The organism is Saccharicrinis sp. GN24d3 (assembly GCF_052400645.1).
In the GTDB taxonomy this organism is placed as follows: Bacteria; Bacteroidota; Bacteroidia; order Bacteroidales; family Marinilabiliaceae; genus Saccharicrinis.
Genome location: NZ_JBQTGI010000027.1, coordinates 22,638 through 47,399 on the forward strand (window position 1 = coordinate 22,638; position 24,762 = coordinate 47,399).

General features: G+C 38.3%; 20 protein-coding genes. 10 read left to right on the top strand and 10 right to left on the bottom strand.

The window, feature by feature from the left end; genetic code table 11:
* Nucleotides 1-14: 14 nt before the first annotated feature.
* From ACT29I_RS22215 to ACT29I_RS22230, 4 genes are all read left to right on the top strand, one after another.
* Nucleotides 15-1,379: a tetratricopeptide repeat protein gene (locus tag ACT29I_RS22215; RefSeq protein WP_430935946.1), complete on the top strand. Its 1,365-nt coding sequence runs from the start codon at nt 15-17 to the stop codon at nt 1,377-1,379.
* A 17-nt stretch (nt 1,380-1,396) separates the two neighbouring features.
* Nucleotides 1,397-1,981: an LPS export ABC transporter periplasmic protein LptC gene (lptC, locus tag ACT29I_RS22220; RefSeq protein ID WP_430935944.1), complete on the top strand. Its 585-nt coding sequence runs from the start codon at nt 1,397-1,399 to the stop codon at nt 1,979-1,981.
* Nucleotides 1,982-2,080: 99 nt separating this feature from the next.
* Nucleotides 2,081-3,346, top strand: a complete 1,266-nt coding sequence (locus ACT29I_RS22225) for a hemolysin family protein (protein ID WP_430935942.1) — start codon at nt 2,081-2,083, stop codon at nt 3,344-3,346.
* Between the two features lie 226 nt (nt 3,347-3,572).
* Nucleotides 3,573-5,666 (top strand): peptidylprolyl isomerase, encoded by a 2,094-nt coding sequence (locus ACT29I_RS22230; RefSeq protein WP_430935940.1) that lies wholly within the window; start codon nt 3,573-3,575, stop codon nt 5,664-5,666.
* A 613-nt stretch (nt 5,667-6,279) separates the two neighbouring features.
* Here ACT29I_RS22230 and ACT29I_RS22235 read toward each other — a convergent pair.
* Nucleotides 6,280-9,750 carry a hypothetical protein gene (locus ACT29I_RS22235; protein ID WP_430935938.1) on the bottom strand — a complete coding sequence of 1,157 codons (3,471 nt, stop codon included), beginning with the start codon at nt 9,748-9,750 and terminating at the stop codon, nt 6,280-6,282.
* Between the two features lie 725 nt (nt 9,751-10,475).
* A complete protein-coding gene (locus ACT29I_RS22240) occupies nt 10,476-11,030 on the bottom strand; it encodes a DUF4494 domain-containing protein (RefSeq protein ID WP_444794451.1) in 555 nt (184 codons plus the stop codon).
* A 406-nt stretch (nt 11,031-11,436) separates the two neighbouring features.
* On the opposite strand from ACT29I_RS22240, the gene ACT29I_RS22245 reads away from it, so the two are divergent.
* Entirely contained in the window at nt 11,437-11,676 is a 240-nt protein-coding gene (locus ACT29I_RS22245; protein WP_430935934.1) for an acyl carrier protein, read from the top strand.
* Between the two features lie 41 nt (nt 11,677-11,717).
* On the opposite strand, the gene ACT29I_RS22250 is transcribed toward ACT29I_RS22245, so the two are convergent.
* From ACT29I_RS22250 to ACT29I_RS22265, 4 genes are all read right to left on the bottom strand, one after another.
* Nucleotides 11,718-13,238: a carboxypeptidase-like regulatory domain-containing protein gene (locus tag ACT29I_RS22250; RefSeq protein ID WP_430935932.1), complete on the bottom strand. Its 1,521-nt coding sequence runs from the start codon at nt 13,236-13,238 to the stop codon at nt 11,718-11,720.
* A gap of 148 nt (nt 13,239-13,386) precedes the next feature.
* On the bottom strand, nt 13,387-14,355 hold the full coding sequence (locus tag ACT29I_RS22255) for a FecR family protein (protein ID WP_444794452.1): 969 nt from the start codon (nt 14,353-14,355) through the stop codon (nt 13,387-13,389).
* A gap of 7 nt (nt 14,356-14,362) precedes the next feature.
* The gene (locus ACT29I_RS22260; RefSeq protein ID WP_430935928.1) at nt 14,363-14,929 is read right to left on the bottom strand and encodes an RNA polymerase sigma-70 factor; all 567 of its coding nucleotides are present in this window, start codon (nt 14,927-14,929) and stop codon (nt 14,363-14,365) included.
* A 67-nt stretch (nt 14,930-14,996) separates the two neighbouring features.
* On the bottom strand, nt 14,997-16,580 hold the full coding sequence (locus tag ACT29I_RS22265; RefSeq protein ID WP_444794453.1) for a LamG-like jellyroll fold domain-containing protein: 1,584 nt from the start codon (nt 16,578-16,580) through the stop codon (nt 14,997-14,999).
* Nucleotides 16,581-16,940: 360 nt separating this feature from the next.
* On the opposite strand from ACT29I_RS22265, the gene ACT29I_RS22270 reads away from it, so the two are divergent.
* Together ACT29I_RS22270 and ACT29I_RS22275 are read left to right on the top strand one after the other, a co-directional pair.
* The gene (locus tag ACT29I_RS22270; protein WP_430935924.1) at nt 16,941-17,957 is read left to right on the top strand and encodes an SRPBCC family protein; all 1,017 of its coding nucleotides are present in this window, start codon (nt 16,941-16,943) and stop codon (nt 17,955-17,957) included.
* A 140-nt stretch (nt 17,958-18,097) separates the two neighbouring features.
* Entirely contained in the window at nt 18,098-18,760 is a 663-nt protein-coding gene (locus tag ACT29I_RS22275) for a ferredoxin--NADP reductase (RefSeq protein ID WP_444794454.1), read from the top strand.
* A 107-nt stretch (nt 18,761-18,867) separates the two neighbouring features.
* Here the strand turns inward: ACT29I_RS22275 and rlmN are convergent, their stop codons facing one another.
* On the bottom strand, nt 18,868-19,935 hold the full coding sequence (rlmN, locus tag ACT29I_RS22280) for a 23S rRNA (adenine(2503)-C(2))-methyltransferase RlmN (protein ID WP_444794455.1): 1,068 nt from the start codon (nt 19,933-19,935) through the stop codon (nt 18,868-18,870).
* Between the two features lie 108 nt (nt 19,936-20,043).
* On the opposite strand from rlmN, the gene ACT29I_RS22285 reads away from it, so the two are divergent.
* The 3 genes from ACT29I_RS22285 to ACT29I_RS22295 all read left to right on the top strand — a co-directional run bounded on the left by ACT29I_RS22285 (nt 20,044) and on the right by ACT29I_RS22295 (nt 22,010).
* The gene (locus ACT29I_RS22285) at nt 20,044-20,439 is read left to right on the top strand and encodes an acyl-CoA thioesterase (RefSeq protein ID WP_430935918.1); all 396 of its coding nucleotides are present in this window, start codon (nt 20,044-20,046) and stop codon (nt 20,437-20,439) included.
* 315 nt (nt 20,440-20,754) lie between these two features.
* Nucleotides 20,755-21,075, top strand: a complete 321-nt coding sequence (locus ACT29I_RS22290; RefSeq protein WP_430935916.1) for a single-stranded DNA-binding protein — start codon at nt 20,755-20,757, stop codon at nt 21,073-21,075.
* Between the two features lie 113 nt (nt 21,076-21,188).
* Nucleotides 21,189-22,010, top strand: a complete 822-nt coding sequence (locus ACT29I_RS22295) for a hypothetical protein (RefSeq protein WP_430935914.1) — start codon at nt 21,189-21,191, stop codon at nt 22,008-22,010.
* 229 nt (nt 22,011-22,239) lie between these two features.
* Here ACT29I_RS22295 and ACT29I_RS22300 read toward each other — a convergent pair whose 3' ends face one another.
* From ACT29I_RS22300 to ACT29I_RS22310, 3 genes are all read right to left on the bottom strand, one after another.
* Entirely contained in the window at nt 22,240-22,461 is a 222-nt protein-coding gene (locus ACT29I_RS22300) for a hypothetical protein (RefSeq protein WP_430935912.1), read from the bottom strand.
* An 84-nt stretch (nt 22,462-22,545) separates the two neighbouring features.
* Nucleotides 22,546-23,895, bottom strand: a complete 1,350-nt coding sequence (locus ACT29I_RS22305) for a PAS domain-containing sensor histidine kinase (protein WP_444794456.1) — start codon at nt 23,893-23,895, stop codon at nt 22,546-22,548.
* A 169-nt stretch (nt 23,896-24,064) separates the two neighbouring features.
* Complete coding sequence (locus ACT29I_RS22310) at nt 24,065-24,550, bottom strand: hypothetical protein (RefSeq protein ID WP_430935908.1); 486 nt, start codon at nt 24,548-24,550, stop codon at nt 24,065-24,067.
* Nucleotides 24,551-24,762 lie beyond the last annotated feature (212 nt).

A 24,762-nucleotide genomic window follows, 5' to 3' on the forward strand; every position in this document is an offset into this window, starting at 1 on the left:
AAACCTATAACACCATGTCAAAGAATTTAACAAAGATTTTTATCGCGGGAATGATAACTCTTATTGGTGCTCAGGCATTTGCCCAAAAAGGAGTTGAAGATGGTTCGAAATACGGCCACGGCGAAGACAGTCTTAGATGTCTTAAAAATTTATCATTGTTTACAGAATATGTAAAACAAAAAAGCTATGCGGATGCTGTAAGTTCTTGGGAAATAGTCTATAACGAATGTCCCCTTTCAAGTTCAAAGGTTTATACCGATGGTATTAAAATCATGGAGTGGCGCATCAAAAACGAAAAAGACAAAGCTAAAAAAGAAGAACTTTTTCAACAGCTGATGGGCGTATACGACAAACGCATCAAATATATGGGCAACCATAGAAAATATAACGAAAACTATATTTTGGGCCGTAAGGCAACAAAAATGCTTGCGTATAAAAGATCCATGCCTGAGTACAGGGAGCAAGCACAGGGACTGTTCGAGAAATCGGTAGCCGGACAAAAAAACAAAAGTGAAGTGGCGGTGTTGGCAACATATATGACTAACACAGTTGCCATGTACAAAGCCGGTCAAACGGGCGCAGAATCTGTGGTTAAGAATTACGTTACAGTGAACGATATTTTAACAGCACAAATAAACGCCACTACTAAAGCAAAAACCAAAGAGGTATTAGCCGACGTTAAAACTAACGTTGAGAAACTTTTTGCAACAAGCGGTGCCGCAGACTGTCAAACGATCGAAAAAATCTTTGGCCCTCAATTTACCGAAAACAATGATAACAAAGACTGGTTAAAATTGGTAGTCAAACTATTGGCTCGCGGAAACTGCGAAGATGCACAATTACTTTATGATGTATCTGAAAGCCTATATGAGCTTGAACCATCAGCTGCCGCAGCCTACGGTATTGCACGGGGTTACCTTAAACAACAAAACATTGAAAAGGCCACAGAATATTACACCGAAGCCATTGGACTGGAGGAAGATCCTATTCAAAAAGGAACGTATAATTATCAGTTAGGACTAATTAAGCAAAGCCAGGGCAAATTACAAGAGGCCAGAGCTTTGGCTAGAGAAGCAATCGAATTAAGACCTGACTGGGGTTCACCTTACATATTAATTGGAAAACTTTTTGCCGCATCCGCAAGCAACTTTGGTTCAAACGAATTTGAACACAAAACAGCTTATTGGGCTGCAGTGGATATGTTTGTTAAAGCCAAGAGCATCGATGCAGAAGTTGCTGAAGAAGCCAACGGACTAATTAGTATTTACTCTAAGCACTTCCCCGGAACCGAAGAGATATTCTTTCAGGGATTTAAAGTTGGCGACACTTATTCTGTAGGCGGATGGATTGGAATCAGCACAAAGATTAGAGCTAAATAATAGTGATTTTATAAATCATGAGATCCCACGATATTTATATCAGTACTAATAAATTTTTCAAAACTGCAAGTGCGTTGACACTTGCAGTTTTGTTTTTTAGCTTGTCATGCACTTCTAACAAACCAGAAGAAATTAAAGCATTGGAAGCCAACCAAAATTCACCTTCGCTCGAAATTGTGGACTTTGAAACTTTTATTTCGGATTCTGGACGAATCAAATATCACGTTACCACCCCACTACTCTTAAATTACGACAAAGCCGAAGAGCCCTACAAAGAATATCCAAAGGGTGGCCATATTATGACTTATGATTCGCTGAATACCATCGATGCTCAAATAAAATGCAAGTACGCTATCTTTCACGACAAAATACAATTATGGGATTTACGCAATAATGTAGAAGCCGTAAATGACGAAGGCGTTGTATTTAACACCGAACAGCTTTTTTGGGATCAGAAAAACGAACATATCTACACGGAAAAGTTTGTTAAAATCACTACCGAAGACGAAATAATAACAGGCTATGGCCTTAATGCTACAGAAAACTTGAAACAGTATACCCTCAAGAAAATGAGCGGAACCATCGGATTGGATGAAGAATAAAATGTTTTTAAATATTAACTGACAGGTATATTCTTCATTAATTATTTTCGTTTGAACCCTTATTATTATTATTTTCGACTTTAATTTACTCGGCGGCAAATGGATCACACCACCATCATTATTCTTGCTTTAATGTTTTCGGCATTCTTCTCGGGTTGCGAGATGGCTTTTATATCTTCCAATAAACTGTTGATAGAGCTGAATAAAAAGAAGTTTCCTAAACTGAGCAATATTATAGATATTTTTATAAGAAACACAGGCTTATTTATTTCAACATTACTGGTAGGCAACAACATAGCACTTGTTGTATACGGTTTACAAATGGGTAGGATACTTGAACCTCTTATTGGAATCTATGTAAGTTCCCCTACTGGTATTCTTGTTGCCCAAACAGCAATATCCACCCTTCTCATTCTCGTAACCGCAGAATTCCTTCCCAAGGTTTTATTTAGAATCAACCCAATATTGGTGTTAAACATAGCAGCTTTACCTTTGCTGATCTTTTACTCAATGTTTTATCCCATATCGCGACTAACCTTGCTGCTTAGCGACTTTTTAATGAAAAAGGTATTAAAGACGCCTACTTTGCAAACCTCGCAAAATATGGTACTGGGAAGAATCGATTTGGACAATCTGATATCGCACCACCATGAAAAGTTGGAAATCGATGATGAGGTAGCTAAGGAAGTAAAACTTCTGAAAAACGTGCTCGACTTTTCCAAAATAAAAATCAGGGAGTGCATTATTCCCCGAACCGAAATATCAGCCATTGAGATTGGAGAAGGACTGGAAATTTTAAAACAACGATTTATTGAAACCGGCTACTCAAAAATATTGGTTTACAAACACTCCATTGACAATATAATAGGATACGTCCATGTTTCCGAATTATTTAAAAAACCCAAGCAGCTTAAAAACGCCATCAATCCATTATCAATCGTACCCGAAACCATGACAGCCAATAAGCTGCTGGAAGTATTCACCCAAGAGCACAGGAGTATTGCGCTGGTAGTTGACGAATTTGGAGGTACAGCAGGTATTGTTACCATGGAGGATATATTGGAGGAGATATTTGGCGAAATTGACGACGAACACGATGTTTCTGATTTAGTAGAAAAACAGATTTCGGAAAACGAATTTATATTTTCGGGAAGAGTGGAAATTGATTATGTCAATGAGAAATACAGTCTTAACATGCCCGAATCGGACAACTACGAAACCATAGCAGGTTTTATTCTTCACCATCACGAAGCTATCCCCAAAAACGGAGAAGAAATTCAAATAGACAACTTCAAAATGAAGATCCAGGTCGCTTCTGACAACCGAATCGACCTCATAAACCTCACTGTCCTGAACCATCCTTAGCAACCCTGCTTCCACACTGCTTTTAGCAAACGTTTCAAGCACTCCTTCGGTTTGAATCAACATACTGTTTATCTACACCTTAGGCTGGCCGACAGATTTTAAGCACCAAAGAAAAATGTTTTTTTGCTGATTTTGCTCATTCCATGCGCTAGCGCACATCGTGTTCTCCATTTTTTTGTATATTCGTAACCTGATTTTTGAGAATTTAAAATTAACAATAAACAGAATGGCAACATTAGAGAGAATTAGAAAAAAAGGTGGAGTCCTTGTCGCTTTTATGGTGGGATTCGCCTTACTTGCTTTTATATTGACAGATTTCTTCAGCGGAAAAGGAGGTGGCCAGCAACCAAGTAGTATTGAAGTTGGAAACGTAAATGGTACCGTCATTAGTTACGATGCGTATCAGAACGAAATCAGTCAAGCTGAAGATTTTCGTAAATTAAGCTCAGGACAAAGCAGCCTGGACGAAAATATGCAATACCAGATTCGCGAACAGGTATGGGAGGAAATGGTGATGGATATTGTGATGGGCGAGAAATATGAGGACGTCGGGATTGATGTAACCACCGACGAGGTAATTGACATGGCAACTGGTAAAAACCCTCATCCCGGGATTCGCCAGATGTTTACCGATCCGCAAACCGGTATTTTCAATCAGTCCGCTGTATTGAATTTTTTAAGATCACGCAAAACAGATCGCAACAGAAGTTTTTACTGGCATTTTCTTCAAAAGAGTCTGGTAAACGAAAAGCTGAACACAAAGTATTCTAACCTTTTCCAAAAAGGTTTTTATGTAACATCAAGCCAAATCAACAGTGAGGCTGAGGCCAAATTGCGTAATGTAGACTTTGACTTTGTTGCCGTCAATTACAGCACTATTCCGGACACAACTGTTGAAGTATCCAAAAGCGAAATTAAAGCTTATTACAATGATAATAAGGACGACTTTAAGCAAGATGCCGAACGCACCATACAATATGTCACATTTGTGGTAAATCCGTCGCAAGAAGACAAGGAAATGGCCGAAAAATGGATCACTGACATTAAGCCTGAGTTTTCCAAACCGGAAACGGATGCTGCGCAATTCGTGACCATGAACTCCGATCTTCCTTATGAAGACAATAACCTGAAGATTGAAGATGTAAGGATCGCCATCAAAGATTTCGTTAAAAAGGCGAATGAAGGAGATGTCTACGGACCTTATTTCGAAGATGAAACCTACAAATTAAGCAGAGTTGTTGCGATTAAACAAATGCCCGATTCTGTTAAGGCCCGACATATTTTAATTCAGGAACAAGATCCTGCCAAAGGAAATGCCGTAGCAGATAGCTTGATGAACCTGATCAAAAAAGGTGCTGACTTTGCCAGCCTTGCCAGAACCAACTCAAAAGATACCGGTTCGGCCATCAATGGTGGCGACTTAAACTGGTTTAAAGAGGGAACCATGGTTAAGCCGTTCAACAATGCTTGTTTTAACAGCAAAAAAGGCGATGTCGTTAAAGTTCAGACTCAGTTTGGTATTCACATCATCGAAATTCAGGCGGTGGGTAAACTAACCACCAAATACAACATTGCCACATTAGCCAGAGAAGTTAAGTATAGCTCTAAGACATATCAGCAAGTGTACTCTAACGCCAATAAGTTTGCCGCCACAAATAACACAGCTGACAAATTTAGGGAAGGTATTAAAACCGAAAACTTAACACCTCGTTTTGCTACTTTAAAAGCTACGGACAGAAACGTTAGCGGATTGGAAAGTTCAAGAAGACTTGTTCAGTGGGCCTTTGAGTCAGGAGTTAACGATATGTCTCCTACTATTTACGAATTTGGAAACCAATTTGTAATCGCAGTGGTAACCGAAGCTTCGGAAGAAGGATTCCAGGATGTAGACGATGCCTCTGTACAAAGTAGAATCAGGAATATTTTGGTGAAGGACAAAAAAGCTGATATTATCATGAAGAAATTCAAAGAGAATACGGCATCCAGTCAAAGTTTAACTTCATTAGCCCAAAAGATGAACAGCAAGGTTCAGTCAGCGGCCAACATCAACTTTGGATCGTTCCAGGTTTCAGGAGCCGGAGTTGAGCCTGCATTGGTAGCTTTAGCTTCGCTAAGCGATGTTGACAAAATATCAATCCCTGTTAAAGGAAACCAAGGTGTTTATGTAGTTAAGGTAACTTCCGAGTCAATCAGCGACACACCGGATATTAGCTCAACTAAAACACAGCTTGAAAGTACCAATAGCAGTAAATCCTACGGTCTTTCCCGTTCTATCAGAGAAAAATCTGAGGTTAAAGACGAAAGGTTAAAATATTTCTAGTAATTACACTAAGATACTTAAAAAGGCCATCGGAATTCGATGGCCTTTTTTTGTTTATGAATTTCGCATAAAAACAAACCCCAATAAAAAGGCTTTGTGCCAAGAGCACTTTACATTTATCTATAAACGTTACCCACCAGATACATACTCCCTCAAAAAGCCGTATTTACAAAACCGAAAAATCATGATACAACCTGGCGAAGCCGAAAATCAAAGCGTTTTTTGTCTTGACCAAGATGCCTGTACATGTTTAATATGTTTTCAATTTAACCCAGATTATGTATTGGAGGTTCGTCATGAGCATGGCAAGTACAATAAAACAAGGCATTACTGAAACGAGGCATAGCATCGTTCTGGTGAGTTGAAGTGATACAACGAAGTGTCTTGTTTTAAAGTAATTTCAATGTGTAATAGGATTTCTAATGTATATTGCGGGTTTAAACATATCTAACAGTTTTGGTCTTTGAGTCGATGCGCTTCCATAAAAAATATTTTGCTTACGTACCATACCTCCAATATTCTGCCATTTTGCTGAACATTGGAGGTAAGGTATTAACAAAAAAAGGCAGCCCCGTAGAAGCTGCCTATAATATCACAAAATAACAGTAGTCGATTACCCTCTATACAATGGATCTAAACCAATTGTTCCTACTATGTTATTGATAAAATCATCTGATTTAACATAGCCCAATCTTTCTTTGGCTACATTAATCCTGTTGTTAATATCCATTTCTTCCACAAGAAGCTGATTTTCCGGTTTACTTGCAAAATCCTCAAGGTCTGCCAACTGCTTAGTTGTAAACTCAAGTTCCTTTGTTTGCTTACGTTTCAATCGTTCCTGGTACCAATCGCTTTCAATCACGTAATCCCTGTTGAAGAATTTACGCAATTCAGGATCGCTAATATCTTTTCCTTCATATTCGCCATAAGCCATAATGCTCAATAGGATTTTCAAAGGAGGAATAGCGGCATTAACACTTCCATCGGCAAAATACGCCAAAGCCACTTTCTTTTGTGCTTCAACAATATTATTTACTCCGTCGACAAAGTCTTCGATACCTTGCAATTCAGGCTTCAACATCTCCTCATTAAATACCGCCTTAGGCTCATCAAACAGACGGTTCATACATCTGAACGCAAAGTTCTCAGTAATCCTATACCCTAAACGGCTCGCAAGAACTTTTTGCCCTTTGTGTTCAAAATCCTCCAATTTTTCAAGACACCCTGTTTCTATCAATAATTTAGGATCTCTGTCTTCAGGTACCAAGCGAGCCCATATTTCGGGAATAAGAAGACTGATATCATGGTCGAATCTATCCTGCCCAACATAACCCGCAGCGGAACTAAAGCCTTGGTATTCGGTTAAAATATAAGACAATAATGCATTGTTCAAATCGGACGTTGGCGCCAACATGTTAAAAGGCCCCTTGGTCAACGCACCCTCCGAACCAGCACCCGTAGTAGATGGTGACTTACCGGTTAAACTACAAATAAAGTCCATGAACAACTCCGGCAACTCCTGATAGTGAATTGGGTTATAAACGCTCAACGATCTAATCCCGGCTTTTTTGTCCGCGGGGTTATTTCTGCGCCCGGGCAATACCGCGTTAACCGTAGTTATTACGGGTTCATCCGGTTTTATTCTTCTGCGTAAACGAACACCTACATCTGCCAAATAGCTATCTTTGGTTTCAATGGCATAAATGTTTTTCTGTAAATAACGCGGGTTTTTAGTGGGTCCATCCTCTACAATACGGGTATGCGAAGGCGTAACGAAATATCCGTCCTTATCGCTATCGGCCACCTTGGTAATTAGATCCTTAACCGGCTTCGTGTATCTATCAAAACTCATGGCATCCTCAACCAGCTCAATAGCGTCGGCTTTGCGAAGCGGCTCATAGTTAGTTAAGAATGTACCGTTTTGAACAATATCAAACTCTGCATCCACGTCATATCCTCTAATAACAGCCTCATCAGGGCGCTGGAACAAGTGGCTTTCGCAGTTTTTGGTTACCTTAACACTCTTATTGGTAAATTCCGGGTTAAGGTGTTTAATTTTTTCAGCGGGCAAAGTGATAGAAGCTGTGATATCATCTTCCATCTGAATTTTATGACTGGGAACAAAGTCAGAGCGCAATTTATGTACCAACCAGTTTTGGTCCTTGCTAAATCCGATACGAACGTAACTACCGATAACCGGGTTATTTTTATACATCAATGTGGTTCCTGCCCGACCGTTCACAATTTCAACGGTCATATAATCTTTCCAGTTTCCTTTTTCGGTGTCGTTTCTGTACAAACGCTTTACAAAAAGAACCAAAGTACGAATATGTTCCGGCATATCTTTAAGGAACTTGTTGTACTCATCGCTATACTGATCGGAAGGAGTAAGAAGCTTCACTGCCGAACCCAAGGTTCTTTCAGGACTAAGGAACGGACGGGATACACCAGCATCGGGACGGATATTTTTCCAACGTTTTGAATAATCCTTGTTAATGATCTCGTCGGCAAGTTTGAAGTCTTCTTGAAGATTTTGAATGTTAAACGTACCATATTTAATGGCATTTTGAAGAGACTTGGAGATTTCTGACTTACCACCACCGGAAACAGTGCAGGGCTTATGGCAGAACATGCCTTCAGCGTTTGTATGGATCATTCTCCAAAGCGGCTGTGCCGGATGCTTAACCAAATCGAATTTATCCCCGGTTGGGTACACATAGGTCTTTTTCGGAGAGAGTTTAAGCTTAAATTCACTGCCATTGTTATTCCAGCTTACAGAACTTTTTTGTATGTCGATATTGGCGGTTTCAGGTATGTAAACAATATTCGCATACTTATTGTCCACGGCATAGCCCTCTGGCTTCACATCTACCTTATCGCCAAGCAAATCCATTGCCTCTTTAAAAGAATACTTGGTATCGAATTTATCGCAGAAATTTTTGCCAAATACGTTTTCACCCATTATTCCGCGCGGATAAGCAACGGCACCACCTGCGTGCTCCTCTTCAACCAAACCGTATAAATTTGCAGAATATCCGATTTGGGTTTTTACTTCCTTCTTAGAATAACCGTAATAGTTATCGGCAATTAGCGTAACTACCACCCCTCTGTCGTCGCGGCATGTTATTTTAAATGCTCCACCATCGTTATACAGTTCATCTTCATTTTCCCAGCACATTCCGTCATTTTTCTGACGTTCTGTGGCTTCGGAAATATGAGGCAAACCAATATCTTTCTTCTTTAATGTAGTTAGCTGTGGAGCTAAAATTACAGTTCCGGTATGTCCGGTCCAATGCTCAACATCAAGCGCTGCATCGTTCTCAGCCAGATTATGGTCACCGGCATTACCAAAAATACTTTCCACAAAATCAAGGTTACTTGCCAGGCACCCGGGAGCAAAAAAACGGATCTCCATACTTTTTTCCTCGATTACCCCTTTTACTTGCGGACAAACAATAGGACGCATCAATAACGAAAGCATCACTTTTGCTTGTTTTTCCTGATTCGAGGTGAAGGGAAGTACTTTATACTCTTCTGGCGGGTTTAACGCAGCATGTAATAGGTGCGCAAAGGCCACCTTAGGCACTTCCTTTTTATCTAAAGGCACAGGCAAACCACCCTCTACAATATGAAAAGTACCTTTAGTGGTTCTTTTATCATGCAGTGGATTATTTAAAACACCTTGTTTTACGCGATAAGATGTTACCAATTTATTTTTAAAGGTATCCCCATTGGGTGGCAAACTGATCTCTCGTGCCAGTCCCTTTTGGTTCAGCACAAATGTGTTGTTAGGAATACGAAGCGATTTACCAATTTCAACATCTTTAAGATAATCATCGATAAAATTCTGTATTCTGGTATCAACCGGAGAAAGGTGATCAGACAACAATCGTGATTTTTCCCTAAAACTGCTGATCAGGCTTTCTGTTAAATCCAGAAACCTTGCATTGGAAAGTTTTTTCATTGCATCGGTTTCGTCGTGGAACAGAGGTTGACCAAGGGCAGCCAATTGAAGGTTGATGTACTGGATCATATCCTTACGATCCTTCTTGGTTGGTTTTAAATTGAATACTTCCTCTTTCATTATATTCGATTTTATAAGACTTCTTATTTACGGTTGCCAAAAATAATCAATTAAAGATATTTTTCTTCATTGGAATATGAAATAATCCTTAATTGTTTTAGGTATTAACACTAAAACCCCTGCAAAATCTACAATTTGAAACAAAAACAGGTTGTAAAACATCTTTTCTTAAAAAAAGTAAACAAATTGATATTTAATTTACACATCATGTTTTGTCAATATTTCCAGATTATAAAAAAGGCACTAATATTACTACAATACAATGCGATAATTTGTTTACGGTTTTGCAGTAACAAAGGTAAATTTAGAAGAAATATATGACTTAGTAAATAGCTAAATATGGGTATTTGAAGAAATTTGGATAGAAATAGAGAATGAGTAGTATATAATTAGTTATGACGATATGTTAATGATACGAGTGTAACATATACTCCGAATTCAACGCTATCATTAATCCCCGAATCGAGTTCGGGGCGACCTGTTCCGCAGGACAGCGGAAGGCTATCGGCATACCTGTCCGGCGACAGACGGGATACCAAGTGTTAACTTCAATGTTAACATGGTATTAATAGTTGCCCTATAAGTGCTTAATTCTAATCGACAGGATAACATCGAACACCTTTCGCTTATTTAAATGATTCATTAGGCTTGGGTGCATCTTTTAATAAGCTTTAGGGAACGGTTCTGCTTCAAAGAGCGCTTATATAGAACCGTTCCTTTATCATTTACTCAAAAGATTCTTTAATCTCGTCGGATTCTTCCGTTTCAACAGCATCAAATTCATTCTTTTGTTCTTGCTCAAACTCAGCCAAGGGCTTCAAATTATCAGGAATAGGTTCGTTTACCTCATCTTTAAAATAAGGGAACACATCGGCAATATTACTTTCAATAATAGCTACAATATCGTAATCAACAGTCATTCCGCTCATCGATTCGTCAATTCTTTCGTGGGCCTCTTTCAAATCATTGGCCAATACCAACATTTGGTTAGCTACTTTTTTCTCCTTACCAGCCTCTTCGTCAATGGTAACAAACATCACCTTGCACTTATACCATTTATCTCCGTCATCATAGAAAAACAGATCGGTATAATTGGCTTTTTTGATGGAAGGCACAGAAAACTCCCCCGAAACGTATTGCTCCATCTCTTCATGTATTCTGCTTTCGGCCTCGGTATATGAAACGGCATCAACCAGGTAAGGAAGGTTCACTTTTTTCTGCTTCCCTGTTTGCTCGTCAATCTTTTCGTACTTCACTTTACATTCAAACCACGTATTCATTATTATATATCTTTTAATGATTATTTTCTGAGGGAAGCAAAGATAATTCCAAAATTGTCATTAGAAAATTTCTTATCCGTAATTCACCTAATAAAAAACAACCAACTTAAGACTGCCTAATTAATAGATAATTTATCATCTGATCATCCATGATATATTTGCGGTTATATTATAATAAGGTAAATTAAAAATCCCGGATTATTTAGAGTAAACAGGGTAATTTTAATTTTTTTAAAAAAAAACACAAACTTGGCTCTTTCGTTAATATCTCATATACATCTGTTTACAGGCATTACAAAAACAAGTTCGAACTTTATTAGAGAAAATTCATATTTTTTATACGTGTATTATTCGTGTTGATTGTCTTATATAGGAATGAGCTTGAAAAGCCCAAATATTTAATATCATGAAGCAAGAGAGAATTAGAAGAAACTTATACAAAGTTTTAAGAAAAACAGGTGTGCCAAGGAACAAGATTGTAGAGGACGCTGCTCTTACTGAAGAGTTGTTGATGGATGAAGTTGATTTGACTTGTTTTCTGTTCTTATTGGAAACCAAGTTTGAAGTTGAGATAGAAAACTCGGAATTGCCCATGCTTAATTCAGTAGGTTCAACCATAGAATATCTACAAAAACATTGCGCTTAATACATTTCAATGTCAGATTATAAATAACAAAGAACCAAGCTTTACGGCTTGGTTTTTTTGGGTTGTGGCACCAGGTTAATCTCTACGGGTGTTGACTTAAACACTTTCACCAATTCCTCCTCGGGATGGATCACATTAAAATCTTTCCAAAACATAGGATCGTATCCTACTATCTTATCGGCCAGCACATAATTAGTTTTAAAGGCTTCGGAATATCTGATACGCAGGCCTTTCCCATGCTGGGCATTGGTGATCAGTAAATCGGCGGATGCATGGTATTCCGACTTGATTTTATTTCGTTTATCCCGCATGTTAATTGTCAGCTCACCCCGCACACTGTTTAAAATCCACTTGTCACCATAAGGTCGATAATCCACCTGATATCGTGTATAAACAGGTATCGACTTCACTTTTCTGGCATTTTTCCGGATCAAATACTTATCGCTGTTACGCAATGTTTTCTTGGTCATGCTAAAATCAGCGCTAATAAGGGCAAAAGTCTCCACATCCACATATAGCTCCCCTTCGTAGTAAATGCTCTCCATCTCAACAATGGGCTTAAACCCGACTTTATACACCACCCTGTCGTGAACGATGTCTTTCCCTTTGTACATATAAAAATAATTATTGCCCTCTTCTCCCGAGATAAAATCGAGATGTTTGGCCACATCTATTGTTGAGAACAAGGCCGGCCCCCCGGCAAGCTTTAACCGTGCCACGGAAATATCTTCGTCCTCCACTTTTTTTCTACCTTTTACAAAACGGGCTTCTTCTTTATCAAAAGTATTAAGGTAAGAGCTCTTATAAATATCCAGAACAGCCTCAGACACTTCGATGTATTTACCATCCTGTTTAATGGTTTCCCTAAAAAATGCCGTTAACAACATAGGGCTTGTAAAATAATTTTGCGCTCTATTTTCAATCAAGCGCTGAATTATTTCATCAGGACGGATAAATCGCACTTTAATTTCCTTTATTTGGATGGTTTGTGGTTTGAGCGAAACAATAACAGAGGTATCCGAATGAGGAATGTGAATACTGGATGGACTATATCCAATCGAAGACATATTTATTTCCGAATCGACAAATTTACGAGGTACAAGAAAAGTAAATTCCCCCTCCATGTTGGTAGTAGTTCCAAGGGGTTCTCCTTTGACGGCTATATTTACCAGCGGAAGCTTTTGTCCGTTATCCGATGAAATAACGGTTCCTTGAATTGTGATATAATTACGCAGCGCCAATTCCCGCTTTTGATGCGAAATGATAATCTGTCTGCCAACGCCTTTAAAACTCAAATCGTAGTTCTTGAAGATGTCTTGCAGGATGGTAAAAAGGGAATGTTGCTCGTAATAAATATGTATCACTGAATCAACAGGCAAATCGGAAGGATCATAGGAAAAATCAAAATCGTACGTTAGATGAATAGAATCGAGCAACGCCTCAATTTTAATGGACTTATACTTAACATCAATTTTTTCGTCCAATACCTCATCCTGTGAATAGCAATAAGTACTTAGGAGTATAATTATTAAAATGTTTATTAGTCGCTTTGTGGCTCTCATTTAGTCATGGTTGTTCTGACAAACAGTCTTTTACGTAATGTGCCAAACGCAACCGTATCATTACGCTGCATCAAAGCTTCTCTTGCCAAAGACAATAACAAAAAGAGTTTCTTTCTGTACAAACACTAATATAACAAATTTAATGGATCTAATTCTCCTGATACTGGAAATCGACCCCATAAAGGCCATTTAAAACGATAATAATATGTTCGATGGTATATTTATCGAAAGTGGAACTGATTACATTGTCTTCTACATCAAAACCTACTGGTATTTCGATGGTTACGTCGTAAACCTCCTCAATTAAAGCAATGGCTTGAGTCAGCTTGTCCCGTTTAAACTCAAATTCTTTAGTTTTCCATGCCATAAAATTATTGCTGGACACTTGCTTCTTCACCAACGAATGATCTTCCGCATTAAATACAGCCTTATCTCCAGCATTTAGCACCACCTTGTTGTTTGGGTTAGACAAGGATGATACTTCAACAATCCCGGAGCTTACATTTACCTCGTTCAGGTTGGCATCGGGAAAAGCTTTGACATTAAAGGAGGTTCCAACAACCTTTATTTGAATTTGGTTGGTGTTGACAACGAACGGACGTGTTTTATCAGCCGCAATATCAAAAAAGGCTTCTCCTTTTAACGAAACCAACCGGGAACCACTGGCAAATGATTTAGGATACTCGATACTGCTGTTTCTGTTTAGATCGATGACAGAACCATCGTTTAAATCAATTTGCTCAATTAAGTTTTCGCTCTGCGCAAGTACCAGTGAATCGTCAACTACATTTTCTTGGAAAGGATTCAGGAACAGCATTATGGCAACAATTATACATGCCGCCGCCGCCACATAGCCAACATACAGCATCCTTATTCCTGCTTTGTTCTGGCCAATGGTTTTATTCCTTACGCTATCCCAGGCTTGGTTAACATCCACCCTGTCCGATAGCAATGCATGGTCCACTTTGTTCAAGCTTTCGGAAATTTTAATCCACTCTGCTTTGTGGTCTGTTTTTTCCAACCACTTCTCAAAGTCATTCACTTCCTTTTGTGATGCTTCCCCGGAATACACCCTTGCTGCCAAATCCCAGTTTATATTTTGTCTGTTCTTCATCATCTTCATGTTATAGCAATATGTTATACACTTGCTTTTTTAATTCTAACAAATTCTCTCTTAAAAACTTCAATGCTTTTCCCATTTGAGTTTCAACCGTTTTGGGAGAGATATTAAGTTTTTCGGCAATTTCCCGATACTTTAGTCCTTCTAATCTATTCAATTTAAAGATCCTTTTTCGTTGCTCCGGTAACCGTTCAATCGTTTGAGCAATTCTTTCCATCGCACCCGAATCAGGATAGTTCACCGTTTCAATAGCCTCTTCGGATTGAACTGCTTTTTTAAAGTCCCTCTCGTGCTGTACCCTCTTAATTTCGTTATGGCAGCTGTTTCTGACCGCAATCATTAAATACGATTTTAACGAGGTAATTTCGTACTGCTTCCTTTTTTCCCACAGCTTTACAAAAACGTTTTGCACAACACTTTCCGACATATCAATATCATGAACAAAAGTTTTCGCAAATGCCGTAAGACCCACATAGTATCGCCTAAAAATTTGTTCAAACGCTTTTTCATCACCTTTTTTTACCTGTGCGAAAAGCAATTGGTCGTTATATTTACCTGTTTTTTGCCGCATCCATGTATATACATTTATAATAAGACAAAGTAAATGCTTATTTACCCCTATTCTAAATTACATTTTTTTATTGCCATTGGAAAGTAATTAATACGGCAGCATGGTCTGAAGGGAATAATGCAGTAGTACTATCTACAACCGCTGCATCAATAGCTTTAAGGTGGTTACCTTTGTAAAAAACAAAATCGATACGGTCGTTGTAACCTTCCTTAAAGATTGGAGAATATGTGTTTCCGGATATTTCCGATGCGTTGGACCAAATTTCGCGGAAGGCATCTTTAAAGCCTTCTTGCTCCATTTTTTGGGTTGCCGGAAACGGAATAACTCTGTTGTATTTGTTGTATTTGTTATTTTCCGTCCAGTCTAGATGAGAGCCGCTGTTAAAATCGCCAGCTAAAATCAAAGGACTGGAATTAAAATCATTGTTCAGTTGCCCCAATTCGCTTAAAATAAAACGAACTTCGTTTCCTCGTGTAGCATCTTCCAGTTTCAGAATAGTGTCGGTGCTTATATTTTCGTTCATCAACAGGCCTTTTATATTTGGCTTAAAGCTGAGCCAAACCGGACACACTACCAGATGTTTGTTTTCGTTTAACAACACCTCAATACCGCCTGCATTAATAGGTTTATAGATATTAAAACTCTTTCCTAAGGGATATCGACTTAACAAACACAGATTATGACTTCTCCGGTAAAAATAGAAATCCAGTTTGTCGGCCAAATATTCCCCTGAACCAAATTCTTCCTGAAGGGCGATGATATCGGCGGCATTTTCTTCAATACATCCCGCTATCCTGTCCAATCCAACTATTCTCCCCTGCTGCCTGCCCCCGTTCCAAATATTCCAGGTCATTATTCTAATGGGACTTTCTGCCTCTTCGGCCATGGTCAATCTCTCTTTTTTAATACCTAAGTAAGCATCTGCAAACTGTCTATCCGACAATTTCTGCGACCATATCCCTACCTCATCAATCATCCCGTTAAAAGTATCCATAGCATAGTCCATCGAGCCTGCGTTACACCCTATGTACAAATTATAATCCGCATCGAAACCTTGAATTCCATTTAAACTTAAAACCCCAACCAATTTGCCATCGAAATAAGTGCGGGCCACCTGTTCGTTTTTGTCCATCATAAAACCGAGTTGATGCCATTTTCCATCATTAATTTTTTGACGAACAGGCGTAGCTGTATACTTTTGCAGCTGAAAACCATCAGAAACATCTAACTGCCACGATCCCGAAGCTGTGCTTGAAATTGCCCATCCCCTTTCGGTATCACTACCGATACTTTTATTGCCAATAATCCCATACACTTCACCATCATTTTCTTGCATCTTTACCCACACCATTACAGAAAAAGCGTTTTGTTGCCGAGGGATAAAGTCACCCTTCGTTTCGATAACGATAGGTTTGCGGTGGAATGAGTTCACGGTAAGGTTTAAACACGAATCTTTTAATCCCTGACTGTACGACATTTCCTGATTCCCGTATATCCGGAAAGGTTCGATACCCGAAGAGGTGTTATCTCCATCAAAATTAAAATATAACAAAGGAACAGACGGAATTTTTTCGGAGGGATTAAAAAAATGACACGCGGTGATCAGCAAGACATTACATGCGAATAAAATATATTTAGAGGATTTGTTCATATATTTAAGCGAGTAATAGGTACGTATTTTGTTTGTTCGAGAAAATTAGGCATAAGGTTACAAATTTTCTAACCCTTTTTGACCAATACCAATCATTCAATGATTTTAGTACCGGTTTCACTACGTTCCTTTCAATATTCATGGATACTTTATAATACTTCTGAACAAGTCATCGGCCTGCCTGCTATCAGTCAGGTATTTGTTTACATTCTGCTTTGCGGAGATCCCCCGGTGCTAACTTGATTGATTTGGCTTATGTAAAGACAAATCCGGGATAAACATTGAACAAATAAAATATATTCCCTATTTTGAACTAGTCTAATAAAAACATATACTTTTTAAATACTAAAACCAATTATCATGAAGAAATTCCTGATTACCATTCTTGTGGTTGTTATTGTTGCACTTGGAGCGGCAGCTATTTGGCTTGCTACGCTTGAAGGTGCGTATGACGTTAAGAGGTCCATTACTGTAAATTCTTCAAACGCGGAGGTTTTTGATTTGGTTCAAGATTTTAATAATTGGACGGCCTGGTCGCCATGGCTGTGCATGGAACCAGATGCTAAGGTAGATGTAACGGGCCATGGCAATACCGTAAACGATACCTACACCTGGGCTGGCGAACTGGTTGGCGAAGGGACGATTAGCCATACTAAAATAGAAGCAGGCAAATCGATTGAACAGGATATCGTATTTAAACAGCCCATGGAATCAAGCTCATTTGTTTATTGGGAATTCAGCAGCTTAAATGATTCAACTACCAAGCTTACCTGGGGAATGAAAGGTGAGATGCCTTTTTATCTGCGTTTTATGACCAAGATGATGGAACCTTGGATTGGCATGGACTATGAACGCGGATTAAAGATGATTAAAGAATTGGCCGAGAAAGGTTATGTTGCCTCAAATGTTGAGATTATTGGTATTGTTGACGCTCCCGCCATAAACTACGTGGGTCAGAAGGTAGCTTGTAACATGGACGATGTCGAATCTAATATGAAATCATCGTTTTCTGCACTTAGCAGCTATGCCATGGACCATTCCATTGAATTTGAGAAAGCACTATCTATTTACCATGTATTTGATTTTATAACAGGAAATATTGAATATTCGGCCGCAGTTCCCATAAATGAAGGTTATGAGGCCGAAGAACCATTTTACGTAAGTAAACTACCAACTACCAAAGCACTGAAGATAAAATTCTTAGGAGACTATAAGCATATAGGCAATGCCTGGGCTGCCGGTATGACTTATACCAGAACCCATAAAATAAAAGAGAATAAGGATATTCCGCCATACGAGATGTATTTAAACAGCCCTATGGAAGAACCTGACTCAAGAAAATGGGTTACAGAAGTGTATATGCCCGTAAAGGAATAATAATTTTTTATGCGAATCAAGGCTGTATGTTTGTGGAAGCATAGTACAGCCTTGATTCGAATGATATATTAACATGTATTATACAGAAGCCGCTAAACAAAGTGCGGAATTTTTGTGTTTGGGAGAAAAACTAATGATCCATGGCAAGAAAAAGAAAAGAACTGTTTCCTCACGTAGTTACTTCTGTCAATGAAATTACACCTGGTTATTTTACGCTGGAATTCGAAAGGAAATTTAATTTTATTCCTGGTCAGGTAGTGGCCGTTTCGTTAAATTTACAGGATGACCCGCGACTTTACAGCATTGCCAGTGGCAATCAAAAAGAGAACATGCGCATCTTGTTTGATGTATATCCCGAAGGACTTCTCACACCTCCCTTGTCTGCCGCAAATCCCGGAGATATAGTCCTGGTTTCGGAGCCGTTCGGAAAATTCACTCCTTCAGCGACAGAAGAATGGTGGATAGCAACCGGAACGGGCATTGCCCCATTTATATCGGTGTTGGAATCTGGCCAATCCTTACCTCAAAAGTTCTTGCATGGCTCCAGAACGCTAGATGGTTTTCTGTTTCAGGATTTTTTCAAAGAAAAACTAGCCGATAATTACCTTAGATTTTGCACGCAGGAAACCGGAGATGATGTTATCGAAGGAAGACTAACACATTGGCTTAACGATCAAGACCAACTGCCCAAAGATATGAAGTATTTCCTTTGTGGCAATCCTGATATGGTAGTGGACGTGAGAGATATAGTATTAAGCAAGGGTGTTGACTTTGACCATATAATGGCCGAAATATATTTTTAGCATCAGTTCTTCGGATGCACTTTGAAAATGCTTTATGAGTACATCGCACCCCTTGTTCTATTAGTAAATTGACAAGCCCAAATATAATATAAGTTGAACAATGCGGGTTAAAAGTCTTTCTCCTTGTCCTCTTTTAATAATTTTTTTGTGCTAAGCAGGCCGCATGCCGCATATATATCTTCACCTCTCGACTTACGAATCGTCGCAATAATCCCTTTCTTCTCCAACACTTCTTTAAATGCCTCCATGGTTTTATGCTTAGAACCTGTCAGCGGGGTATCTGGTATGGGATGAAATTTAATCAGGTTAACCCTTGACTTTAACCCGTCCACCAATCTAACTAATTCTTTGGCATGTTCAGTGGAATCATTTACCTTTTCAAACATAATGTATTCAAATGAAATCCTTCTCTGGCGTCCAAAATCATATTCTTTTAACGTCTCAATGACGGCTTCGATAGGATATACATTTTCGATAGGCATCAGTTCCTTTCGCTGATCGTTATAGGGACTGTGCATGCTGATCGCCAGATGGCATTCACTTTCTTCAATAAAGCGGCGCATGGCGGGAACAACACCAATGGTGGATACGTTTATTCTTCGAGGACTCCAGGCAAAACCCCAATCCGAGGTGATAATCTCCAGGCTTTTGAGTACTTCATCTATGTTATCCATAGGTTCACCCATCCCCATGTATACCAGGTTGGTCAGCACATCACGTTCGTCAATGCTCACCATTTGATTAAGTATTTCTCCTGCGGTAAGGTTTTTCTGAAACCCTTGTTTTCCCGTCATGCAGAACAAGCATCCCATTTTACATCCAACCTGTGAGCTAACACATAAAGTCTTTCTGTTTTCAGAAGGGATATAGGCCGCTTCGATAAATTTTTGGGTACTGGTACGGAATAGATATTTCCTGGTGCCATCAATGGATTCCTGAACATTATCAAATGGACTCAATCCAACATGATATGCTTTGTTGAGTATTTCCCGATTCTTTTTGGAAAGGTTCAACATGTCGTCAATACTATTCACCTTCTTTTTGTAAAGCCAGTCTGCAATTTGTTTTGCGGTAAACGCCGGAAACCCAAGCTCTTTGACAATTTCCTGCAGTTCTTTTAATGTTTTTCCAAACAGTGCCTCTTTTACCATATCCTTCACTTGCCTATAATACATTCCTTAATTATTTGCAAAGGTAGTATTTCTTTTATGTTTGAGCTTACTTTGGCAACACGCTTGTTTTAATAACAGCGTATATTTGTTGCAGAAAAAAATACATATGGCATGAAAAAATTCACACAACCTGTAAATATTAGGTTCTTCGATATAGATATGAACCATCACGTAAATAATTCGGTGTATTTTACCTATATGGAGAATGCACGTACGGAATTATTGATGAACGAATTTTTGCGCTGCAGGGAACAGGGATTGACTTTTGTGATTTCCGAAACCTCTTGCAAATATAAAAATCCTATACGGCTGGGAGATTGTGTGCTATGCGAAATGGTTTTTACCATGGTAAGGGCGGTTCAATTTAATGTGAGTTACACGTTTAAAAACAAACATAGTAATGAGGTATATGCCGTTGGCGACACTTTGGTTGTGATGATCAACGAAGCAAAAAATCGCCCTGTTCCAGTTCCTCAGGAATTTATTGCTAAATATGTAAATCCATAATCTACATATATCTAATAGGAGCATAAACCAACCAAAGGTTACAACATATTAGGGGTGCAGCTAACATCAAGCCTGAAACCTCCCGGTGTACAATCTTGACTTATCCGAAAATTGCAAGTGGACATTGAAATATTTTGACTTTTGGGACAGATTTCAACAAAATTAAGTGGCGATCCTGCCTCTACGTGGCAAGCAGCGTGATTTAACCTAGTGCAACAAATAAATATGCAGCTAGCAATATTTTTAGAACACTATTGACATTCTGTTAAAATTAAGGTAAATTGGTTTTAGTATTAATCAAACAAATTACTCGATATGTTAAAACTAATCTTAAGTGGTAATGTTGGTAATGATGCCACAGTAAAAGAAACCAACAACGGTAAAGTAATAAATTTTGATGTTGCCGTTTCAAAGAATTACAAAAACTCTAAAGGTGAGAAGGTAGAAAAAACCGAGTGGGTGAGAGCAGCTATATGGCGCGGCAAAGATTCTGACACCAAATTTGCCGAATACATTAAAAAAGGCAAAAAGGTACTGATTGAAGGCGAACCACACAGTTCTGGTTACCAAAACAAAAATGGCGAAATTCAATCGACACTAGAGGTGACAGTAAAAGATTTTGAGTTTTTAAATTAAATATTACACAACTTATTGACATGAAAACCGGCATTTATTGTCGGTTTTTTTATTTTTGTACTATTGCACATTATTCACAATATCGGGAATCAAAACGAATATTATAAAACTGCATGAAAACACCTTGTTGCGCAAAAGCCAAACACCTATTTATTGTTGCTTTTATATTTATGGTATATGCCTGTGGGCCTACTCCCCAAGAAATGGCCAAAGAGAAGTTGGACAGGGCAACACACCTGTTTAGTCAAGATCAGTTTAACGATGCCAAAGTGGTCCTGGATTCAATTCTGGATGAGTTTCCCAAGGAAATTGAATTTGTAGCTCGGGCAGAAGACCTGATGAGAACCATTAAAATAGGCGAGCAAGAACGGAACCTGGTCTTTTTCGACAGTGCCTTGGTGGCTAAAGAAAATGAACTTAAGGTTTTAATGAAGAATTTTATTGTGTCCGACGAATATGGTAAAAAACAGATTCTGATTCACAAACGCCAGAAACCGCAAAACTCATACAACAGAACCTACCTAAGAGCCCACCTGGATATGGAAGGTAATTTCTACATCTCGAGCAGATATTCCGGCGATTACTATATCTACCACAAAAAAATAAAAGTGTACGACAAGGGCCAATCCGTTATGAGCGAAGAAATACCCGAAGATGGCTTTGATAATAGAAAATTCGAAGACCAGGGAACGTATTGGGAAGTGGTCAATTACAAAAAAGGAGCCGACAACGGCATTATTGATTTTATTGCCCAAAACACGGACAAACCTTTAAAAGTGCAGTTTATTGGCAAAAAACACTACTACATTGTCATGGAAAAGTTCGATAAAGACGCTATTGCCGACGGATATGAGATTTCTTTTGTTCTGCAAGAAATTTCGAGGATTAAGAAAGAAAAGGAAAACGTGAAGAAAGAACTGGCCAGGCTGAAGTGAAATAAGCTAATGCCCCTAAATCTAAAGGCGAAGGTGAGTCGCTTGCAGAACCCGTCAAGGGTTTATAAACGGCTTGGTACCTCAGCTGCCCTTGATAGAACCTGAAAGCTTCCCAATTGTGCTTTTAGAAATTGGTTCAAAGAAAAAAATAATTTAATTTGAAATAATAAACAAAATCACAGGACAGAGCTCAGCTTACATTCCCCAGTTCACATACCCTACTAAACGCTTACATTCCCAATAGGTTCAATAGTGTTTGCAGCTCATCGATTCTGACATGATGGTATTCCCTTACCTTTGGCGTTAAATGGTCCATTTCAAGCTCCCTCTTCAGTTGGATTAACCTATCATAAATCAAATGTATTTCTTTATTAAGTTTCCGATTGTAATTTGCCATTAGATCATCCGATTGGTTACCGGGTTGTTTGTTTTGTACATTATAGGTTTCCATCACTAAATTATATTGGTCATTAATCCGATACTCTTACCCCTTCTAACTCTTCTCATTAAAAAAAACATCTTGAATCAATAACATTTATTGATTCAAATAAGCAATATCCATTTTATTTATTTCATCTGATGCAGTATAAGGAATAGTAAAAAAGAAAGTTGAACCTACCCCTTCTTCGCTTTCCACCCAAATTTTTCCATCCAGCATTTTCACATAAGCCTGGGATATAGCCAAACCCAAGCCTGTTCCTTCATATTCCCTGGTAAATGTTTCAGAACTTTGTCTAAACCGATTAAAAATCACTCTCTTATTTTTTTCACTTATACCTATTCCATTATCCTTTACATAAAACTCAAGGCAATTGTTCATCTTGCTGAATCCAAATGTAACATTGCCCTTGTCACCAAATTTAATCGCGTTATGTATAAGGTTTGTAAGAACTGAAAATATTTTATCAAAATCTGTATTTATGATTAATTTATCTGAGGCTATGTTCTTCTCATAAATTAAGCGCAAACCTTTTTGTTCAGCTTCCGGCTTAAAATAGTTGTAAACAGTGCGCATTTGCTGGCATATTTCTATTTCTTCATTAACAACGCTAACCTGCTCTGATTCTATTCTTGAAATATCAATCAGGTTATTAACGACATTAAGCAATCGTTCTCCACTAGTTATTATGGCATCAGTATAATCTTCAATTTCTTCACCTGAAAGCTCCGGGATTTTTAGCAAGTTCGAAAAACCTAATATTCCATTCATGGGCGTCCGAATTTCATGATTTATATTGGATAGGAAAACCGATTTTAACCTATCACTTTCCCCTGCCTTTAGCTTTGTTTCAATCAGCTGTTGGGCCTGTACCTTTAATTTTCGCTCCATTTCTTTCTGCGTTGTGACATCTTCTTTTACGACAAGAAAAGCGGTGATTACGTTTTGCCTGCTTTTTATGGGCGTGATCGTCACGCGTTCCCAAAAATATTCGCCATTTTTCTTCCTTGTGTTCAACTCACCCCTCCAAATGTCCCCTGACATCATGGTATCTCCAATCGCATTATATTTCTGTTCTGCATCTTTTCCGGCAAGCAGTAATCGCAGATTTTTTCCTATTGTTTCATGCGGGCAATAACCCGTAGTCTCGGTAAACTTTGGGTTAACATATTTTACAATACCCTCTTTGTTAGAAATTATTACCGCATTCGCACTGTATTCAAAAGCTGCTTCTAACGTTATGATTTCCAAGTCTTCCTCCCTGCATCGGTTGTTTTCGTGGACAGTATTCAAGCTTTCGTCTTCCCCGAGCATTTTAATATATTTGGAAACCGGACCATTTGCGATAATGGAGTGTTTCTTTGTACCGGCTTCTATTGTATTGGGATAATTCTTTTGTCGATTACTTTGTGAATTACTTTGCATTGGTACATGTAGGTTGATCATGTTTTTACCTATAGTTCATCATGTGAACCACCTAAGGCATCTACAGATGAATTATTTATAACAATATCCATATAATGGATATGATTCCTTCCAATTTTTGGGTTTGATAGATTTATTGTTTGCGTCATCTTTTTTAAGTAATGAAACGCGTTTCCTGTTTTTTTTAAATTCATTGCATGCCTAAATCTTGCTGTCGGAAGGAATAAGATCCTTTGTTTAAACCATATTCCTTATTGCGTACTTTTTGGATACTTCCTAATTCCTCAAACTTCCCAAGTCTCGTTAGTTCACTAATTACCAATTGTTCAAATGGCAAAAACCCCCAAAATGGATGAAGCTTATCATATTTGTACACACCTTTGATTGTATAAGAAATATATCGACGAAATAACCGGTGTAGTTGATCCGCCATTTGAGTTTTTGATATTGCCTTCATTTTTATGGCAACGATTTCATTGGTTATGTAAATCAAACTCTGAATTAACTGTGCCTTCAGGGTACTGTGGATTACTATTTCCACAATTTCCATGTTATACCCGCAAATATCCTGATTGCATTTGCCTAACGCTTCATTCTCTTTAACGTTCTGATAACATATTTCATCTGTTCTGTTTTCAATATAATCCAGCAATATGTCAATATCTATATTTATCATTTAAGTTGCTTTTTGCTACAAAATATTCAACATCATTTGACTATTTTTTAGCCGTTCGTTTTCAATTTCAAAACGAGAATGTCAAACACCGTGCCTAATATTCCAATATATTGTTATTCTTGTTCTTACAAATTACGTTTAAACATAGCATGAAATAATTAGTCATTATTCCGTCACAACGTAACCGAAAGTGCCACTATAACGACATCCCT

What these genes read in the sequence shown, in the direction of transcription:
- ACT29I_RS22215 (WP_430935946.1), top strand. Translation starts at nt 15, where the DNA reads ATGTCAAAGAATTTAACAAAGATTTTTATCGCGGGAATGATAACTCTT.
- lptC (WP_430935944.1), top strand. Translation starts at nt 1,397, where the DNA reads ATGAGATCCCACGATATTTATATCAGTACTAATAAATTTTTCAAAACT.
- ACT29I_RS22225 (WP_430935942.1), top strand. Translation starts at nt 2,081, where the DNA reads ATGGATCACACCACCATCATTATTCTTGCTTTAATGTTTTCGGCATTC.
- ACT29I_RS22230 (WP_430935940.1), top strand. Translation starts at nt 3,573, where the DNA reads ATGGCAACATTAGAGAGAATTAGAAAAAAAGGTGGAGTCCTTGTCGCT.
- ACT29I_RS22235 (WP_430935938.1), bottom strand. Translation starts at nt 9,750, where the DNA reads ATGAAAGAGGAAGTATTCAATTTAAAACCAACCAAGAAGGATCGTAAG.
- ACT29I_RS22240 (WP_444794451.1), bottom strand. Translation starts at nt 11,030, where the DNA reads ATGAATACGTGGTTTGAATGTAAAGTGAAGTACGAAAAGATTGACGAG.
- ACT29I_RS22245 (WP_430935934.1), top strand. Translation starts at nt 11,437, where the DNA reads ATGAAGCAAGAGAGAATTAGAAGAAACTTATACAAAGTTTTAAGAAAA.
- ACT29I_RS22250 (WP_430935932.1), bottom strand. Translation starts at nt 13,238, where the DNA reads ATGAGAGCCACAAAGCGACTAATAAACATTTTAATAATTATACTCCTA.
- ACT29I_RS22255 (WP_444794452.1), bottom strand. Translation starts at nt 14,355, where the DNA reads ATGATGAAGAACAGACAAAATATAAACTGGGATTTGGCAGCAAGGGTG.
- ACT29I_RS22260 (WP_430935928.1), bottom strand. Translation starts at nt 14,929, where the DNA reads ATGCGGCAAAAAACAGGTAAATATAACGACCAATTGCTTTTCGCACAG.
- ACT29I_RS22265 (WP_444794453.1), bottom strand. Translation starts at nt 16,580, where the DNA reads ATGAACAAATCCTCTAAATATATTTTATTCGCATGTAATGTCTTGCTG.
- ACT29I_RS22270 (WP_430935924.1), top strand. Translation starts at nt 16,941, where the DNA reads ATGAAGAAATTCCTGATTACCATTCTTGTGGTTGTTATTGTTGCACTT.
- ACT29I_RS22275 (WP_444794454.1), top strand. Translation starts at nt 18,098, where the DNA reads ATGGCAAGAAAAAGAAAAGAACTGTTTCCTCACGTAGTTACTTCTGTC.
- rlmN (WP_444794455.1), bottom strand. Translation starts at nt 19,935, where the DNA reads ATGTATTATAGGCAAGTGAAGGATATGGTAAAAGAGGCACTGTTTGGA.
- ACT29I_RS22285 (WP_430935918.1), top strand. Translation starts at nt 20,044, where the DNA reads ATGAAAAAATTCACACAACCTGTAAATATTAGGTTCTTCGATATAGAT.
- ACT29I_RS22290 (WP_430935916.1), top strand. Translation starts at nt 20,755, where the DNA reads ATGTTAAAACTAATCTTAAGTGGTAATGTTGGTAATGATGCCACAGTA.
- ACT29I_RS22295 (WP_430935914.1), top strand. Translation starts at nt 21,189, where the DNA reads ATGAAAACACCTTGTTGCGCAAAAGCCAAACACCTATTTATTGTTGCT.
- ACT29I_RS22300 (WP_430935912.1), bottom strand. Translation starts at nt 22,461, where the DNA reads ATGGAAACCTATAATGTACAAAACAAACAACCCGGTAACCAATCGGAT.
- ACT29I_RS22305 (WP_444794456.1), bottom strand. Translation starts at nt 23,895, where the DNA reads ATGATCAACCTACATGTACCAATGCAAAGTAATTCACAAAGTAATCGA.
- ACT29I_RS22310 (WP_430935908.1), bottom strand. Translation starts at nt 24,550, where the DNA reads ATGATAAATATAGATATTGACATATTGCTGGATTATATTGAAAACAGA.